Source organism: Micromonospora sp. CA-244673 (assembly GCF_050948395.1).
Lineage (GTDB): Bacteria > Actinomycetota > Actinomycetes > Mycobacteriales > Micromonosporaceae > Micromonospora.
This window is the reverse complement of record NZ_CP192019.1, coordinates 3255017-3271931: the sequence shown is the minus strand read 5'-3', so window position 1 is coordinate 3271931 and position 16915 is coordinate 3255017. Positions and strand designations below refer to the sequence as shown.

Sequence of the window (16915 nt, the reverse complement as noted above, 5' to 3'; positions counted from 1 at the left end):
CCATGAGCTGGCTACTCGACCAGATCCTGGGCTGGCTGTCGGCGGCGATCCTCGCGAGCCTGGACGCGCTGTTCGGGGTGATCAGCAGCGCGCTGCTGATCACCCCGAAGGTCACCGCCCTGCCGCAGGTGCAGGCCCTGACCGGCCGTTCGGTGCTCGTCGTCGACACCGTCTTCGTGCTCGCCTTCGTCGCCGCCGGGGTGCTCACCATGACCGCCGGCGGCAGTGACACCACCCGCTACACCGCCAAAGACTTGATCCCGAGGCTGATCGTCGGGTTCGTCGCCGCGCACTTCTCCCAGCTGTGGTGCGGCATGCTCATCGACCTGGCCAACGCCCTGACCGGCGCACTCACCACAGCCGAGGGCGACAGCGACGGCGCGCTGCGCGCCATCAAGTCGCACATCCTCGCCGGACGGGACACCACGGCGGTGCTGCTGTTCGTGATCTGCGTGGCGATCATCGCCGTCCTGCTCGCGGGCACCGCGTTCAGCGTGATCGTCCGCTTCGCCGTCGTCATCGTCCTGACCGCCTTCGCGCCGCTGGCCCTCGCGTGTCACGCGCTGCCACAGACCGAACCGGTCGCCCGCATGTGGTGGCGCTCCTACACCGGTGTCCTCGCCGTACCCGTGGTGCAGGGCTTCACCCTCTACGCCGGGCAGTGGATGCTCACCGACCCCGAGCACCTGCTGCCCGTGCTCGGACTGCCGGTGGATCCGGGCGGCGCGATCAACCTGTTCGTGGTCATGGTCATGCTCTGGACGACGCTGCGCGTGCCGTCTTTGATGCGCCGCTACGTGGCCACCGGAAACAGCAGCCGCGGCGTGAACATGCTCGGCGCCGCGGTGCGGGTCCTCGTCGTGCAGCAGGCCACCCGCGCCGTTCCCGGCCTCGGCCGCGGGCTGAAGGCGGTCGGCCGATGAGCAACCACGACGACCGCGCCGATCCGGGCCGGACGCGGATGCCCGCGGACGTCGACGCTCCCGACAAGGTGCTGTACGGGCTGACGTTCCGGCAGCTGGCGATCCTCGCCGTCGCCGCCCTCGCCTTCTACGGGGCATGGCGGACCCTGCACACGTTCGTTCCCGCGCTGGTACTGATCTGCACGGCTGTCGTGCTCGGCGGTCTCGTATTCGGTGTGGCCGTGGGCCGGCGTGACGGCCTGCCGCTGGACGTGTGGCTGCTCGCCGCCGTGCGGCACTCTCGGGCACCACGGGCGTTGTCGACGACCGACACGACAACCACGGTGCCCGACTGGGTGCAGACCCCGGCGTCGAAGGTGACCCTGCCGGCGCCGTTGACGCTGCCGGCGGATGCGATCGACGACGGCGGGGACATTTGCCTGGCTGGAGCACGAGCGGCGATGGTGGCCGCCACCAGCGTCAACCTCGCCCTGCGCACCCCGGATGAGCAGGCAGCGCTGGTGGACACGTTCGGCCGGTGGCTGAACTCGCTGTCCGCGCCGACGCAGATCGTCGTGTCCGCCCAACCGGTGGACCTGCAGGGCGCCGCCCGCACCCTCGCTGAGGCAGCCGAGAAGCTGCCGCACCCCGCCCTGGCGGACGCGGCGGCCGACCACGCCGGCTTCCTCGACGAGCTCGCCACCCGGCGCGATCCGCTGCGCCGGCAGGTCCTCATCGTCACCCGCACCACCGTCGGCGAGCGTGCCGCCCGCCGGCGCGCAGAGGACACTGCCCGCGCGCTGGCCGGCCTCGGCGTCACCACCCGGGCGCTGGACGGCGGGGCCGTGACCGCCGCTCTCGCGGCTGCGGCTGACCCCTATCGGCCGCCCCGACCGGGCGGCCTCGCGGCCCCCGACGCCGTGATCACCGCAGCCGCGTCCCAGCGACACCACCGACCCGAAGGGGGCCGACAGACATGAACAAGCGCAACCGATCCCACTCGGGCGAGCTGCGGCGCCGGGCGCGGGGGCTGGCCGCGACGGTCGCCCCCGCCTCGGTGGAGGTGACCCCGCGGATGCTGCGCGTCGGCGACGGCTACGCCGCCACGCTCGTGGTCACCGGCTACCCGGCCGAGGTCGGGCCGGCCTGGCTCGAGCCGCTGTTGTCCTGGCCGGGCCGCCTCGACCTCGCGCTGCACATCGACCCGCTGCCCGCCCCGGTCGCCGCAGCGAGGCTGCGCACCCAGCGGGCCCGCTTCGAGTCCTCCCGGCGCGCTGACGCCGGGCGGGGCAAGCTACCCGACCCGGCCGTCGACGCCGCTGCCGACGACGCGGCGGACCTCGCGCAGCGGCTCGCCCGTGGCGCCGCCAAGTTGTTCCGCGTTGGCCTGTATCTGACCGTGCATGCCCGCACCGAAGACGAGCTCCTCGACGCGTGCGCCCAGGTCAAGGCCACCGCCGCGTCCACCCTGATCGAGGTGCAACCGGCAACCTGGCGGCACCTCGCAGGCTGGACCACCACACTCCCCTTGGCCACGGACTCGCTGCGGATGCGGCGCACCATGGACACCGCCGCCCTCGCTGCCGCGTTCCCCCTCGCCTCCGCCGACCTACCGGCGCCGCTGCCCGGCGACCCGCCCGCCGAGGGTGGGGTGCTCTACGGGGTGAACCCGGACTCGCAGGGCATCGTGTGGTGGGACCGCTGGGCACAGGAGAACCACAACTGCGTCGTCCTGGCGCGCTCCGGCGCCGGCAAGTCGTACTTCGTGAAGCTGGAGATCCTGCGCAACCTCTACCAGCAGGTGCAGGTCGCCGTCATCGACCCCGAAGACGAGTACCGGCGCCTGGCCGACGCGGTCGGCGGCACGGTGGTTCGCCTCGGTGCGGCCGGGGTGAAGATCAACCCCCTGGACCTGCCGGCCGGCGACACCCGCCCGGACGTGCTCACGCGGCGCGGCCTGTTCCTGCACAGCCTCGTCAGCGTGCTGCTCGGACAGCAGCCGCCACCGGCGGAACGAGCGGCCCTGGACCGGGCGATCCTGGCCGTCTACCGGGCCGCGGGCATCACCGCGGACCCGGCCACCCACCACCGGCCCGCCCCGCTGCTGCGCGACCTCGCCGACCGCCTGCGGGCCGACGAGGACCCCGCCGCACGGCAGCTCGCCGCCCGTCTCGCGCCGTGGGCGCAGGGGTCGTTCTCGGAGCTGTTCGACGGGCCGAGCACCACCCGCCCCGACGGGCATCTGGTCGTGTGGTCGCTGCGGCACCTGCCCGACGAGCTGCGCACCGCCGGCACCCTGCTCGCCCTGGACGCGATCTGGCGGCAGGTCGACGCCCCCGCCCGGCTGGCCGCACGGCGGCTCGTCGTGGTGGACGAGGCGTGGCTGCTCATGCGCGACGGCGAGGGCGCCCGGTTCCTGTTCCGCATGTCCAAGGCCGCCCGCAAACGCCACGCCGGCCTGACCGTCATCACCCAGGACGTCGCCGACGTCCTCGGCTCCGACCTCGGACAGGCCGTCGTCGCCAACGCCGCGACCCAGGTGCTGCTCAAGCAGGCGCCGCAGGCCATCGACGCCATCGGCGAGGCGTTTGGGCTCACCGCCGGCGAGCGGCGGCTGCTGCTCGCCGCCCGGGTTGGCACGGGGCTGCTGATCTGCGGCACCAACCGGACCAGCTTCGAGGCCGTCGCCTCCCCCGCCGAGCACCGGCTCTGCACGACGAACCCGAGCGAGCTGGCCGACCTCGACGACGAAGGAGACGAGCGGTGAAGTGCTCCCTCGCCACGTACCTGGCCTTGCCGGCGGCCGAACCCAGCCCTTCCACGCCAGGAACCGATGTACTCCCACCACCGACGGGCGCCGCGCGGTGGGTGCTCGACGCCGCCGGCTGGGTGGCGCAGCGGCCCTGGCTGCTCGTCGTCGCGGCGAGCGTGCTGGTGGCCTACGTCGCCGGCCGCAACCTGCTGCGGCTGTGGCGGCACCGCCGGCACGCCGCCGGCGCCCGTCTGGTCACCATCGCCCCGCCACCGGAGGTCGACCCGCACGGCGCCGCGGCGCTGTGGGCCAACCTCGCTGGCACGCTCACCCCGTCACGCCGACGGCAGCTGCTCGACGGCAGCCCCCACGTTGCCTGGCAGTACACGTGGACCGGTCGACGGCTGCTGATCTCGGTGTGGGTTCCCGGCACCGTGGCGCGCGGCGCGCTGGAAGCCGCCGTCCGCGCCGCCTGGCCCGGCGCCGCCTGCGTGGTCGACAGCGCTGCCCCGCCGATGCCGTTGGAGGTGTCGGCGGCGGTGGGCGGTCACCTTCTGCCCATGGCAGCCGAGTGGCTGCCGTTGCACACCGGCCACGACAACGATCCGCTGCGGGCGCTGATGTCCGCCGGCTCCCAGCTCAAGGCTGACGAGTACGCGTGTGTGCAGGTGCTGGCCCGCCCCGCCGGGCGCCGGCGCGTGTCGCGGGCCCGGCGGGCCGCCGCCCGGTTGCGCGACGGCAAAACCGCCGTCCCTGGACTCAACCCGGCCACTCCCCTGCGGTGGCTCGTCGAGCTGCTCCTGCCCGGCAGCACCGCCGGCCCCGCCCGGTCGGCTCCGGCCGGGCGGCGCGACCCGGGCGTGGAGCGCGATGTGCGGGCGATCCTCGACAAGACCTCCCACCCGCTGTGGGAGACCGCCGTGCGCTATGCCGTCGGCAAGGACAGCCGGCGCGGGAGCACGGACCAGCGGCCCCGACTGCGGGGCATCGCCCACGCGATCGCTTCCTCCTTCGCTGTGTACTCCGGCCGCAACCGCCTCACCCCTCGTACCCGCATGTCGTCGCCGGCCGCGGTGCTGGCGTCGCGGCGTCTCGGCGGCGGGTTCCTCACCTGCACCCCGGAATTGGCGGCGCTCGCCGCGCTGCCCCGGGATCTGGCGGTGCCCGGGTTGGATCGGGCGCGGGCGAAGTCGATGCCCGCCCCGGTCGCCGTGCCCAGCGGCGGACGCGGCATGAAGGTGATCGGTGACGCGCAGGTCGGCGGCCACGGGGTGGCCCTGGCCGTGCCGGATGCCCGCTACCACCTGCACGTCGTGGGAGCCACCGGCTCCGGGAAGACGACCCTGCTGGTGAACATGGCCGTCGACGACATCAAGGCCGGCCGCGGCACGGTGGTCATCGACCCGCACGGCGACATGGTCCTGGACATCCTCGACCGGCTCCCGGCATCAGTCGCGGACCGCGTGGTGCTGTTCGACCCGGACCAGCCCAACCCGCCGACGATCAACCCGCTCTCGGGGGACGACCCTGACCTCGTGGTCGACAACCTCGTGTCGATCTTCGGGAACATCTTCGCCAAGGCGTGGGGCCCGCGCATGGACGACGTCATGCGGGTGGCGTGCCTGACCCTGCTGCGGCACGCCAACGTCACCCTGCAGCACATCCCGCCCCTGCTGAACTCCGCGCAGTTCCGCTCGGCGATGACCGTTGACCTCGACGACCCGGCCGGCCTGTCCGGGTTCTGGCAGTGGTACGACGAGCTGAACCCCGCCCTGCGCTCCCAGGTCATCGGACCGGTGCTCGCCCGCCTGCGGGCGTTCCTGCTGCGGGACTTCGTCAAACGCACGATGCGCTACCCGCGCTCGAGTTTCGACATGGGAGAGGTCCTCGACGGCGGCGCGCTGCTGGTGCGCATCCCCAAGGGTCAGCTCGGGGAGGACACCAGCAAGCTGCTCGGCTCCCTGGTGCTGGCGCAGGTGTGGCAGGCGGCCACCGCCCGGGCGAAGATCGCCCCCGACAAGCGGCGCGACGCCACACTGATCATCGACGAGGCGCAGAACTTCCTCACCCTCGCCAACAGCCTGGACACGATGCTCGCCGAGGCCCGTAAGTACCGGCTGTCCCTGGTGCTGTCGCACCAGGACCTCGCCCAGTTCCCGAAGGACCTTCTCGCCGCGGCGTCGGCGAACGCCCGCAACAAGATCTATTTCTCGTGCGCGCCGGAGGACGCCCGCGTCCTCGCCCGGCACACCCTGCCGGAACTCGACGAGCACGACCTGACCCACCTCGACGCCTACACCGCCGCCACCCGCCTGGTCGTGGGCGGCCGACAGACACCGGCGTTCACCATGAAGACCCGCCCACCCAAGCCGCTGATCGGCGAGGCGACCGCGATCCGACAGGCCGCAGCGCGCGCCGTCCCGGCCCAGGACATCGGCGCAATCGACGCTCTGGTCGACCGCTACTCAAAGCCACCCCAGCAAACCCGCGCGCCCCGTGCGGAGAGCGACAAGGCCAGGCCTTGAGACCGGTTGGGCGCGAACGGGTCGCCCGGTGTGGCCAGGTGGCGGGGCTGACGGAGGTTCCTTCGGCGCCTGTCAGGCGCCTGGCGGGGGTTTCCGTTACCCCTTCCGCAGACGCTTCCTCCGCCCTTCACCACCAAGGGCTGACCGCAGCCGACCGACCAGCGCGGAGGGGCCTATCACTGCAGCACACGGCGGCCCACCGGCACGGTCACCACCACCCCTGATTCCAGACACCCCTCCAACGGAGGGGATCCACTTCCTCCCTGAAGGGATGTCCGCTCGTGTCTACCGATCGACCTGTCTTCCATCCCCGGTCATCCAACCCCCGCCTCCTCGCCTCCCGCAGCAACACCAGCCGCCGCTCCCGTCTGGAGCACCTACGTCGGCTCACGCTGCGCGACCGTCAGCTCCTCGCCTGGCTCGCCGAGCACTATGTGCTCTCGGCCGACCAGATCACCGAGGCGGCGTTCACCTCCCGCCGCTCCGCCCGGCTACGCCTGGCCACCCTGCACAGCATCGAGGCCGTCAGCCGCTTCGTCGACATCACCACCGGCGACGGGCAGTACCTCTACGCCCTCGGTCCCCTCGGCATGCTCGTGCACCCCACCGCCTACAACGACCCGGACCGGCCCGACGCCCGACCGCCGCGCAGCAGCATCGAACGCACCGAACGCATCGTCGGCAGTTGCCGGCTCGCCCACCTGCTCGGCACCAACCAACTGTTCGTCGACCTCCTCGCTCACGCGCGCATCCATCAGAACGCGCGGCTGGCCAGGTGGTGGTCCGAGCAGCACGCCACCGCCGCCTACGCCATAGCCGGCATCCGACCCGACGGGCACGGCGTGTGGTGCGTCGGAGACCAGCAGGTCGGGTTCTTCCTGGAGCACGACAACGGCACCGAGCCGCTCGCCGTCGTGCTGCGCAAGCTGCGCGGCTACGAACGCCTCGCCCAGTTCGGGCCCCGCTACCCCGTCCTGCTGCGCGTGCGCAGCCGACGCCGCGAGACCAATCTCCTACGCGCCCTCGCCGGTGTGCCCACCGCCATGCCCGTCGCCACCGGCATCCACGACGAGCATCCCGCCGGACCGGCCTGGACGCTGACCACCGAGCCAGGGCTGCGCCGCTGGCTGCACGAGCTGCCCAGCGACCACGGCCCCGACAACCCCGCCACGAACCCTCACCGCTTCATTTACCCCGACCACGACTAGGGCGTGTGTCAGATTTCGTCGCGGGCGCGGGCATGCGGTCGGCTGGGGTAGCCGCGAGCGGCTAGCCAAATGGTGAGGTCGGTGGCGATGCGGCTGACGTCGGTTGCGCAGTGAGGTCGTGCTCGCGCCAGCGGGGGTCGCGGCGTTCAACCTCGTAGCTGCGGTCGTCACCGCCTACGACGCCGACACCCCGGTCACAGCCGTCCCCCGCCCCAGCATCAGCAACCTGAACCGCACCAAGGCCAAGCACCAGATCACGGGCGGAGTTTCAGGAGCCAGGTCTCGCGGTCCCAGGTGACGGCGGGCAAAACCTGTGGCAGGTTGGCCAGGCGCGGAAACGCCAACGCATGGGGGTGACCATGGGCGCCTGCGGGCCTGGCCTGTTCTCCGACGACACCGCATGCGACGTGCGCGACGAGTACCGCGAGATGCTCGAAGACGGCGTGGAGGACGACGAGGCGGGGACAGAGACGGGTGTCGCTCGTGCCCCCATATGACCACTGGGCACCACGGTTACTGGCCCGTGGCTGGCCCGTCACGGACACCGGCTTGCTCCGAGGGCGACTGTCAGCGACGCACACGCCCTAACGACTATGGCGTACTGCTGGGTCGAACTGGAGTCAGAGACCTGTGCCAGAATCGGCCAATGCACAAGATTCCAGGCTATGAAGACGACCCCTTGATCGATGGGGCATACCTGGTAGACGAGCCACTGTTCTGGGCGAGCCACTTGTTGCAATGCACCAACGGCGTCGAAGAGCCGCTGTGTGCGGGATTCGGGGTCAGCAAGGCCGACCTGTTGCAGTTTTTCGAACGCGTCAGCGATGAGCGCCAGTGGCCAGTGCTGTCAGTCCCGCTCCCGGCAGGGCACCTGCTCCATGTCGTGTATCGCAACCTTCCCGGGGAAGGAGGGTACGACTACCTGCTGCACCATCCTGAGTGGAAGGCGACGGTTCCCTTGGCAAGGGTCGAAGGCTGCTTCATGGGGCCGGGGCTGTGCTGGCCAGAGTTGCTCGCCGTCGCGCATAAGGCGGCCGAAGCCGGATCGGCCCCGCGCCTTGACCCCTACACCTTCCTTCTGTTGTTGCCGATCATGAGTGACGCGGACCTCCCCTTGGATGCGGGCGATGTCCTCGCTGCGATGTTGACCGCCTGCGGCGCCGCCGGAGAGACCGGGGCGCTGGCTCGGATACTCCTTGAGAAGCAGGGCTGCTGGGGTCCGCAGCACTGGACTCTGACCCCGGCCGGGCGGGTCAGCGAGGCGAGGCATGCGTTTCGCCGCCCGGGGGTTATGTCGCCAGACGCGTTGGTTCAGGTCAGCCTGCTGCTGGGGCCCCGGGGCGACGCTTGACAACCGCGCTCCTGCGGCGGATCTCCTCGTCGGGCAGTCGTAGACCGTCCAGCTTCCCCGGACGGGGACAAGGTGGACCTACAGGTCGACTCGTCCGTGGCCAATAGGCCAGCCACCTTGGTCGGTCCGGAGAAGGATTCGTTGGAGGCGACCGCGACGCTGTTGCGTTCTTCGCGCTCGGTCAGGACCTGCAGGAGGCCAGATCAAGCGGAAGGCTGGCTTGTCGGTGCTCGGACCTAGTATGCGGAGCATGACGCGGTATGTAGACGAGGATCTGCACGGTGCGGAGTTCCGCGAGTGCGATCTGACCGCAGCACGCCTGATCGGCGTCGTCATGCAGGATGCCGTGATCGACGGGCTCGTCACCAACCTTGTGGTGAACGGTGTTGAGGTCACCGAGTACGTCGAGGCAGAGCTCGACCGGCGTCATCCGGTGCGGGTGCTGATCCGCTCCGAGGACCCTGCCGATCTGCGCGAGGCAGCGAGTCAGCTCCATGCCGGGTGGGCCGCCACGATCGAGCGAATCCGCCGTACGCCGGGCATCGAGCGCCGCAGCGTGAACGACGAGTGGTCGGCGGTGCAGACGATGCGCCACCTGGTCTTCGTTCACGACTCGTGGTTCCGCCGCTGCTGTCTGGGCTCGACGGAGCTGTTCACGCCGATGGGCATCGGGACGACCGTCGAGCCCTACCGTGGAGCGCACGGGCTTGACCTCTCGCTCGGTCCCGCCCTCGACGAGATCGTGAGCGTGCGTGACGCACAGGCCGCCGAACTCGAGGCCTGGCTCGACGAGGTCACCGCTGCTCGGCTCGCAGCGCCAGCGCCGGTGCCCGACGACGATGTCTGGCCGCCGTACGCCCGGGGTCGCTCGGTGCGGCAGTGCCTCGGCACCGTGCTCAACGAGACCTTCGAGCACCACCGCTTCTGCGTCCGCGACCTCGACCTGATCGAGGCACAGGACGCTGAGTAGGGCCGGCTACGGACTCAGCATCTTGCGGAGCATTGGAAGGACGAAGATCAGTTTCACAAGGACCTGGTGGGGCAGGCCAGCCGGCCGCTGTAGGGACCGTTCGTGCCCGCTGGTGACCGCCGGGGGTACGGGTTCCTGGCACGTGGATGGCACGGATGACCTACGCATTACGAGATCAAGTTGCCCATCTCGGTCTACCTGCCCTAACCCCGCCGGGCCTGCCAAATCCTGGTCTTCCCCTCAGGCCTCGCGTCCGCCAGCGCGCCGTTTGATCCGTTTCGCCAGCTCGGCGACTTCAAGAGCTTGGGCCTCATGCTCAGCATCGGTTGCGCCACGCCATGCGCCTGTCTGCGGATCCTGCACAAGCATTGGCTGGCGGAGCCGCCCACGAAGCCACCGGCTCAGCCATTCCGTGAGAGAGATCCCCTCGGGGAAGAAAGACCGCTCGGCCCGGCCCGAGTTTGGATCGAAGCCCCACATCATCGCCGATGGCTCGGAACAGTCGACGTACGAGTAGATCGCACATCCCCAATAGGCGACGGGGAAGAGGCCGGGCGGCTCTCGTGGGTCGAGCCGATCGACTGCCGTTCTCTCCAGGTCGTCCGTGTATCCGCCAGCCACACCAAGCACGCCGGGACCGAAGCCGCCATTGGCAATCTGAAGGTAGATGCGGCGCAGCAGCGGCGGCAACGGATGACCGAGCAGTCGTTCGGCGTCTCCAACGGCCTCGGCGGAGGCGGGTTCGAGCGGCGGCAGCGGATCGACGGCACCAACCGCCTTGGCTGCAAGGTGCGTCTGTGACCCACGCTCCTCTAGCCATCGAACGTCACCGGCAGAAGGCGTCAGTGCCCAGCGGCCATCTGCATCGAGGTGGCCAGGGCGGACGAAGACTTCATCGCTGTAGTCGAGGGCGGCCACGCGATCGGCAATCACCTGGAAGACTTCCTCTTCGCGCATTCGCCGAGTATCCACTCTGCGAGCGTTGATGGAATCAGCGGATCTCCTCCTCGGGGAGTCGTCAGACAATCCTTCCTCCCCCGACGGGGAGGCTGGTAGCCCTTGTGGTGCCCGGCGAGGTGATCCGCCCGGCCGATCTCTCAGGAGGGCCGGGGTTCGGGGCAACGCCCCGAGGTCTTCAAGGTCTTTGTCGTCCGTCAGCGTGGCCGGCCGGCCCGGCCGATGCCGGCGGGAGGTCGCCAGCAGGCCGGGGCCGAGCCGGCGCGGCCCGCTTTGCGGGTCGCCTCGAAGGCGCAAGTGGAACTCGGCAAGGTGCCGGTGTCGGGGCTCGCGACTCGTCCGGTGTGTGAGCCATCGGCGCCTGTCGGCTTGGAGCCTGTCCGCTACGGTCCGCCAACGTCCGGCCCGGTGCTTCTCGATCGTCACCCAGTTAGTCACCCGTCAGGGTGCGGCGTGCACAGGTTCATCCTTGGGCTACGAGTACGGCTCGAAGGTGGTTGGCAGGACCTCACGGAGGTAGTCCAGCGAACTGACCCCTCCGGTGCCGCCCAGAGCATCCAGCAGGAGGTCCAACATGCCGCCTGGATAGCGTTCCCCGGTCCGGCCGCGAATGTCGGCCACCACGCACGTCCACGTGTCGGCGAGCCTGGTGGTCAGTTCCCAGCAAAGCTCAAATTCGCCGTTGACCGTCCCCCAAGCGAACAGCTCGCCCGGCTTGTTGCCGAACCTGTAGTAATCCTCGATGTCGTTGACCAGATCGGTTCGGGCTAGAAGTTGTTCGACGTAGACCGTCGAATCCTCGCTGTAGTCCCCGCTCGTACGGGTGGAACACCTGCAGGAAGCCGAACGCGCCCGGAGGGAACCGCTCCACGTACTGCCGAAAGTCCGCCGGGAATTGGTGACCGAAGGCAACCTGCAACGACGACCAGTCCGGGCGGTACGGAGATCTGCCGTTCCAGCCGACCAACGCCGCCAACCTGTCAACCGTCGCACTCGCACCCGTCACGCTCACATCCTTCCAGCCGGCCCGGCGGCTACTGGCACAGCGCAAGCTCAGCTCATCCGCCACCCCGTATGCCGCCCGGGATCCTCGGGGACCTTGTCCTCGACCGACACCTCCGATCCGGCTACTTCCCCTTGGTCACGCGGAACGGTGTGTAGCCGCGGGAAAGCGGCGTCACTTCCAGGTCGTTGAAGATCAAGGCGAGGTTGTGTCCGTTCATCTCGAAGCGGACCTCATGGAAGTCGATCCCGATGCGCTCAGCCCACTCCTGGGCGCGCCGCGAGTCGGCAACCCGCTGCGCGCCGGGGTAAAGAGCCTGCTATCTCACCCCCCACACGTAGCCATCGAGATCCGGCCCAACCTCCGGGTCCGTCAGCCCTTCGTCCAACGAATCCCGCCAGATATCCGGGCTCAAGGCCGTCGTCGTCTCGGCTACGACGCAGTACTTGAAGAGGTAGCGAAGGTGCGCCGGCTGGATGCCCGTCCTCGGATCGGCGGTCGCGTAGACGAGGACCTCGTAGTCGCGCATGTAGTCGGTGTAGGCGTGGTACACCACCGCCTGATCGAAGACTTCGTCCAAAGCCCAGTCCAACTGGCTGATCTCCACGCCGCCCGTTCTACCAGGCACCGCGGCGGCCTGCGCATTGGATGAGGATCACGGATGGCTGCGGGCGCCCCTGGTGATGCCGTCTGCCGGCGTCGGGCTCGTCGATGCCGGGAGGTGCCTTCTGTAGGGACGTCTGTACGTCCTGGCTACGATCATGGCGTGCTCGTGGATGGGTTACCCGTGCCGCAGGCGTTGGTGGAGCTGAGCCAGCAGGGTCGGTGGATTCCACCCTCCGACCCGGAGCGCTTCAAGAGCGTGTTTGGCGATCGCGCCATGCAGCCCGTCTTCCTGCCGCTTGCGCAGATCCGACCGAATGCTTCCTGGATCGATCAGATCGACTATGACGAAGAGGTGCGGCAGCTCTACATCGGCAAGCCAAACCAGAAAGCTCCGCCCGGCGACATCGACCCGCACATGTCGCTGCTCTTGGGCGATCTCGGTCCGGACCAGCCGTTCTCCCTCGACTTTCGCCGCTCGCTGGAGTCACCAAGCGTGATCTACCTCGGCAGCCGGCCAGGGTGGGTCGAGGTTGCCCCAAGCTTCGATGCGCTAGTTGATGCCCTTGACTTGTGACGCCTGGCCTAAACTGTGGGGGTTCGCTTCTCCCCGTCGGGCAGCTGCAGACTTTCCAGCCTCCGCGGACGGGAACACGGTTGAGCGCACTACCGGGGCGAGTCTCGATGGGCGGCTGCCAGGCGTCGACCTGGGCGCCACGCGGTTTACACATCCCACGGCGCTAACGCGTCAAGCCGCCGGATCCGACCCGAGCCAGGATGGGCGAGGGGAGGAGCTCGACACGGAGACCGTGCGGGCACTCCTCGACTTCGTAAGCCAACAAGCGAGGTCGGAACAAGATTCGCACCGGCAACGTAGGTCGCAAATCTGGGTGGTGGTGGGCGTGTTCGTCGCTGCCCCCGCGAGCGTGCTTGCTGCAGTCGTTCAGGCTGCCGCTTATCTATGCTCAACCGCCAGCCAGCTGGACCGCTTCGTCCCGAACCCGATGATGGCTATCATCGACCGTCGGCTATGGCGTTTGGATGCCGTTGTGTGCTGCTTTGGCGTAGCGCCGTGCCGTCTGTCATCGTCGGCCGGCACCACGCCACCCACGCATTGGCCGATGCTGCTTCAGGCATCGCCAACCTGCACAACATCACCCTCGCCGCGTAAGCGCCCACCCGGTACCGGGCAACGTCTTCACCGAGGTACGAGTCAATCCTTCGACAGCGGCGCAGAGTTTGTGTCCGGTCACGGGACACTCTTGCCGCGCGCGTCGGGCTGCCCGGCGGAACGAACCTAGAGGACGTCGAATTCGTTGCCCTCTGGGTCGGCCATCGTCACGTGGCCAGGCGTACGGTCCGGTTCGTCGACCCGGAGTACGGTCCCGCCCGCTGCCGCCAGTTTGTCGACCATCGCCTGGACCCGCGGCCAGCGCACCTCCAACGGCTGGTGCCGGCCGCCGCCGACGTGGAGTTCGAAATGCATGCGGTTCTTGACTGCCTTCGGCTCGACTTCATGCTGGAAGAATCGGAGATCTTTCCCGAAGCGCATTGGGCAACCTCGACAAACCAGGAACCGAACGGCTTCAGATTCCGGCCAAGGCCAGCACCTGATCGAACCCGCGAAGTTGGGCTGGCGAACTCACCATCGGCAGCACCAGGGCGGGTATGCCGACGGCCACGGAACCGCCGTCGCATCCGGGATGGTCGCCAACCATCAACGTTCGATCTGGCTGTGCCGCCAGGGCTTCGACTGCGGTGCGCCAGATCCGTACATCGGGTTTGACGAAGCCGACCTCGTAGGAAAGAACGAAAGCATCGATGTAGCGGTCAAGCCCGTGCCTCGCAAAGCAGATGCGAATGTCCCAGCCCACGTTGCTGACCACGCCAAGGCGAATACCGCGGGCACTCAGCGCGGCGAGAGTGGACGCCGTGTCCGCGTACGGCGCCAGCGCTTCGGCGCGCGTTTCGTGCAGGGCTCGCGCAAACGGCAAGTCCACCCCACGGATCTGCTACAGGACAGCCAGAATCGCCCGGTCCCACACCTGTGGGTCCAAGTCCCGGGCGATGTGAGCAGGGTCCGTAGCCGTCGTCCGCAGCAACTCAGCGAAATCCGAGGCGATGCGCTCCGCCTCACCGGCGGCCACCTCCCGGCCGATCAAGGCCGCCGCGCTGCCGACCCAGCGGTTGGGGTCCCTGGCGAACAGGGTCCAAGCGAAATCGAACAGGACGGTTGTCACGGGTTTCGAAGGCACCAGGTCACCCTAGATCAGCGGGACGATTGACATGGGCCATGATGCTCCTGACTGCGCTCGACGCAGAACAGGTCGAGTTGCCCTCCGGGCCGGCCTTGGTCACCCGACCAGGGCCGCTGGATACCGGCAGTCCCTAGGTGGAAACCGATTCTTGGTCGTCACGCTTCCCCTCCGGGACCTTCAGGAACGAAATACCGGGCCGGATGCCGTCGGGGTCCTCGATGAAGGCGCCGTCGTCCCACTCGTCCTCGGGAAGATTGAACTGGGTCTGCCATGCCTCCCAGCTGGCGAACCCTTCCGGTGGGGCGGCCAGGACGTACCCCAACGCGAGGCACCAGAACGCTGCCAGTTCGCGCGGGCGCGCGCAGTCGACGGTCCACGACCACTGCTCGGACATCGCCCCACCATTGGCCGCCGAACGTCACACCGAGGGCCGGGCGAGTTCGGTCCGGTTCGCACAACACCCGTATGCAGACCTTTACTCCATGCCACACCCAGGCCGAGGGTTCGACGCCTCTTCTAGCACCGACCAATAGGGCGCACTACCGCATGTCGTGGGCACCGGCCGGCGGTCTTCATTGAGATCACCTCACTGGTCCTCTGACGCCTCGGCCGCCTCGATCTCATGCCTCGGCTCACCAGCGGCATGCTTGCCCCGCTTCTTCGGCTTGAACAGAGAGGTGACCCCCTCGCCGACGGTTCCGGCGACACCGGCGATCGCCCCACCGACGCCCTTCACAGCGGCCAGCGCCTGAGGCTCGTCAGGAACTCCATCACCATCGAGGTCGACGCGTCGGAAGGGTCGGGTTACCGTGCCGGCTGCGTTCGCCACCCAGTTACCCGTAGCTTTCGCAGCGTCCTCGAGCGCCACGAGCGCCCGGTTCGACTCATCCTCTTCTTCTACCGCCGTGACAGTGAGCGGCACTGAGAGGTAGTCGGGGAACTCCGATGGCGCCTCGGCAAAGGCCGTCCTCGCCGCCTCGACGACCTCGCGACCAAAGGCGAACCGAGCGACACCACCAGCAACGGCACCGACGCCGTACTCGATCGCTGCCTGCTGTTTGCCGTTCAGGCCGGAGCGCACGGTCTCCAGCCGGCCGGTCTGCACAGTCCGGACCAGGTCTTGCGCGGCGCCTCCTGGAAGGGTGTCCGCGAGCGTGTTGGCCCAATGCGACCAGTCTTTGCGGCCGGCGGCAATGGTGTTGCCGATGCCGACGTTACCGTCCGTCGACGCACTCGCGAGGTCGGCTGCCATGGCTGCGATCTGCTTCTGACTGACGCGTTCGTTGGACAGACCGTAGACGAGAGCGTGGGCCTGGTCCCGGTCAAGATCCATACCGTGAATGTCGGCGATCGCGAGGGCGAAGATCGCGGTGATCTCGAACTGGAGCTGCTCATCACCAGCTGGCAGGAGTGCGGCAGCCTTTTGGGCGCCTGTCTTCGCGGCGTTGAGCGCCGCGCCTTTCGCCAGCGCTTTCACCGCCTCCTTGCCAGCCTTCTTCGCCGCGACCTTGCCGGCCTTCTTCGCCGCCTGGGCGCTCACCGTCTTGGCAGCTGTGGCGGCGCCACCACCCGGGATCAGCGCGATCCCGACGGCAGCGGCAATCGAGCCGGCAGTGACGATCCCGCCCGCGATGGTGATCGCTGCAACGTAGTGCCGCTCGAGCATCGTGATGACCTCGGCGGGAGTCGCGTCGGGGTTCCGCCGCCGCACCCGCTTGACGTACTTGCGGGCGATGGCGTGCCGGGCGCTGACCGCCTTCGCGATCTCACGCTCGGCTTCTTCGTTGGGGAGTTCCGCCTCCAGGGTGATGTTCTCGACGTCAGTCACAGGATCGTCTCCCCCACGGTCAGATACTTCTCAGCGCCAGCTCAGCTGCACGAGTCTATGAGCGGGCTGTGTCACAGGCGACCCCGAACACCTCATCGCGCTGATAGCCGACAGCCTTTGCCGCCCGCTGCCGGTGGTGGTCACAGACCGCCTCGCAAGCCCCCCGCGGCCCTGGCCGGCGCCGGGCTTCCGCACCGACGCTGACGCCCGGCCGGCGACGTGCATCTGTCACCGTCGCCGGTCGCCTGTCAGACCCACCTGATCTGACAGGCATCCGCCCAACCCTGGCGGCGCAGCCCGTCACGCAGGCTGACATCGCAGGTCAGCACCGCTCCTCGGCCAGGACGGGGGCACGGGCGCTGACAGATCGGGCGGCTACCGTCTCGGCCAACACCACCCCACATTTCGCAGCATCCCGGTCCGGTCCCATCTCAGGGATCCCCGCCGCATCCCCTGCGGTTTGCGATGCCCACCCGCTTCGGCCGGTCGGCACACAACCCGCGCGGCGCCCCTCGAGGACGACCAGCCACTCGCACCACTGCATCTTTCCGTCCACCT

The 16915-nt window shown here is 69.0% G+C and carries 15 protein-coding genes and 1 pseudogene; 8 read left to right on the top strand and 8 right to left on the bottom strand.

All coding sequences use genetic code 11. The annotated features are described in order from the left end of the window. Nucleotides 1–2 precede the first annotated feature (2 nt). The 7 genes from ACQP12_RS15185 (at nt 3) to ACQP12_RS15155 (ending at nt 9708) form a co-directional block, all read left to right on the top strand. Nucleotides 3–923 carry a hypothetical protein gene (locus ACQP12_RS15185; RefSeq protein ID WP_433288513.1) on the top strand — a complete coding sequence of 307 codons (921 nt, stop codon included), beginning with the start codon at nt 3–5 and terminating at the stop codon, nt 921–923. After that, a complete protein-coding gene (locus ACQP12_RS15180) occupies nt 920–1882 on the top strand; it encodes a PrgI family protein (protein WP_433288511.1) in 963 nt (320 codons plus the stop codon). The genes ACQP12_RS15185 and ACQP12_RS15180 overlap by 4 nt, the downstream gene beginning before the upstream one ends. Then, nucleotides 1879–3669 (top strand): VirB4 family type IV secretion system protein, encoded by a 1791-nt coding sequence (locus ACQP12_RS15175; protein ID WP_433288509.1) that lies wholly within the window; start codon nt 1879–1881, stop codon nt 3667–3669. Before ACQP12_RS15180 ends, ACQP12_RS15175 begins: the two co-directional genes overlap by 4 nt. A gap of 20 nt (nt 3670–3689) precedes the next feature. Continuing rightward, a complete protein-coding gene (locus ACQP12_RS15170) occupies nt 3690–6179 on the top strand; it encodes a type IV secretory system conjugative DNA transfer family protein (protein WP_433289277.1) in 2490 nt (829 codons plus the stop codon). A 368-nt stretch (nt 6180–6547) separates the two neighbouring features. Continuing rightward, nucleotides 6548–7387 (top strand): replication-relaxation family protein, encoded by an 840-nt coding sequence (locus ACQP12_RS15165; protein WP_433289275.1) that lies wholly within the window; start codon nt 6548–6550, stop codon nt 7385–7387. A gap of 646 nt (nt 7388–8033) precedes the next feature. Then, complete coding sequence (locus tag ACQP12_RS15160; RefSeq protein WP_433288507.1) at nt 8034–8738, top strand: hypothetical protein; 705 nt, start codon at nt 8034–8036, stop codon at nt 8736–8738. 250 nt (nt 8739–8988) lie between these two features. Beyond that, on the top strand, nt 8989–9708 hold the full coding sequence (locus ACQP12_RS15155) for a DinB family protein (protein ID WP_433288505.1): 720 nt from the start codon (nt 8989–8991) through the stop codon (nt 9706–9708). 240 nt (nt 9709–9948) lie between these two features. On the opposite strand, the gene ACQP12_RS15150 is transcribed toward ACQP12_RS15155, so the two are convergent. The 3 genes and pseudogenes from ACQP12_RS15150 to ACQP12_RS15140 all read right to left on the bottom strand — a co-directional run bounded on the left by ACQP12_RS15150 (nt 9949) and on the right by ACQP12_RS15140 (nt 12275). Beyond that, the gene (locus ACQP12_RS15150) at nt 9949–10665 is read right to left on the bottom strand and encodes a hypothetical protein (protein WP_433288503.1); all 717 of its coding nucleotides are present in this window, start codon (nt 10663–10665) and stop codon (nt 9949–9951) included. A 474-nt stretch (nt 10666–11139) separates the two neighbouring features. After that, nucleotides 11140–11577, bottom strand: a complete 438-nt coding sequence (locus ACQP12_RS15145; RefSeq protein ID WP_433288501.1) for a hypothetical protein — start codon at nt 11575–11577, stop codon at nt 11140–11142. 215 nt (nt 11578–11792) lie between these two features. Then, nucleotides 11793–12275, bottom strand: a pseudogene (locus ACQP12_RS15140) (HalD/BesD family halogenase). Between the two features lie 159 nt (nt 12276–12434). Here ACQP12_RS15140 and ACQP12_RS15135 point away from each other — a divergent pair. Next, on the top strand, nt 12435–12848 hold the full coding sequence (locus tag ACQP12_RS15135; protein WP_433288499.1) for a hypothetical protein: 414 nt from the start codon (nt 12435–12437) through the stop codon (nt 12846–12848). Nucleotides 12849–13568: 720 nt separating this feature from the next. On the opposite strand, the gene ACQP12_RS15130 is transcribed toward ACQP12_RS15135, so the two are convergent. The 5 genes from ACQP12_RS15130 to ACQP12_RS15110 all read right to left on the bottom strand — a co-directional run bounded on the left by ACQP12_RS15130 (nt 13569) and on the right by ACQP12_RS15110 (nt 16357). Next, a complete protein-coding gene (locus tag ACQP12_RS15130) occupies nt 13569–13823 on the bottom strand; it encodes a VOC family protein (protein ID WP_433288498.1) in 255 nt (84 codons plus the stop codon). A gap of 34 nt (nt 13824–13857) precedes the next feature. Continuing rightward, the gene (locus ACQP12_RS15125) at nt 13858–14271 is read right to left on the bottom strand and encodes an HAD family hydrolase (protein WP_433288496.1); all 414 of its coding nucleotides are present in this window, start codon (nt 14269–14271) and stop codon (nt 13858–13860) included. Nucleotides 14272–14283: 12 nt separating this feature from the next. After that, nucleotides 14284–14526: a hypothetical protein gene (locus ACQP12_RS15120; protein WP_433288494.1), complete on the bottom strand. Its 243-nt coding sequence runs from the start codon at nt 14524–14526 to the stop codon at nt 14284–14286. Nucleotides 14527–14659: 133 nt separating this feature from the next. Further along, nucleotides 14660–14923 (bottom strand): VOC family protein, encoded by a 264-nt coding sequence (locus tag ACQP12_RS15115; RefSeq protein ID WP_433288492.1) that lies wholly within the window; start codon nt 14921–14923, stop codon nt 14660–14662. A 192-nt stretch (nt 14924–15115) separates the two neighbouring features. After that, nucleotides 15116–16357: a hypothetical protein gene (locus tag ACQP12_RS15110; RefSeq protein WP_433288490.1), complete on the bottom strand. Its 1242-nt coding sequence runs from the start codon at nt 16355–16357 to the stop codon at nt 15116–15118. Nucleotides 16358–16915 lie beyond the last annotated feature (558 nt).

Coding starts and splice junctions, on each gene's coding strand:
- ACQP12_RS15185 (WP_433288513.1), top strand. CDS start 3: ATGAGCTGGCTACTCGACCAGATCCTGGGCTGGCTGTCGGCGGCGATC.
- ACQP12_RS15180 (WP_433288511.1), top strand. CDS start 920: ATGAGCAACCACGACGACCGCGCCGATCCGGGCCGGACGCGGATGCCC.
- ACQP12_RS15175 (WP_433288509.1), top strand. CDS start 1,879: ATGAACAAGCGCAACCGATCCCACTCGGGCGAGCTGCGGCGCCGGGCG.
- ACQP12_RS15160 (WP_433288507.1), top strand. CDS start 8,034: ATGCACAAGATTCCAGGCTATGAAGACGACCCCTTGATCGATGGGGCA.
- ACQP12_RS15155 (WP_433288505.1), top strand. CDS start 8,989: ATGACGCGGTATGTAGACGAGGATCTGCACGGTGCGGAGTTCCGCGAG.
- ACQP12_RS15150 (WP_433288503.1), bottom strand. CDS start 10,665: ATGCGCGAAGAGGAAGTCTTCCAGGTGATTGCCGATCGCGTGGCCGCC.
- ACQP12_RS15130 (WP_433288498.1), bottom strand. CDS start 13,823: ATGCGCTTCGGGAAAGATCTCCGATTCTTCCAGCATGAAGTCGAGCCG.
- ACQP12_RS15115 (WP_433288492.1), bottom strand. CDS start 14,923: ATGTCCGAGCAGTGGTCGTGGACCGTCGACTGCGCGCGCCCGCGCGAA.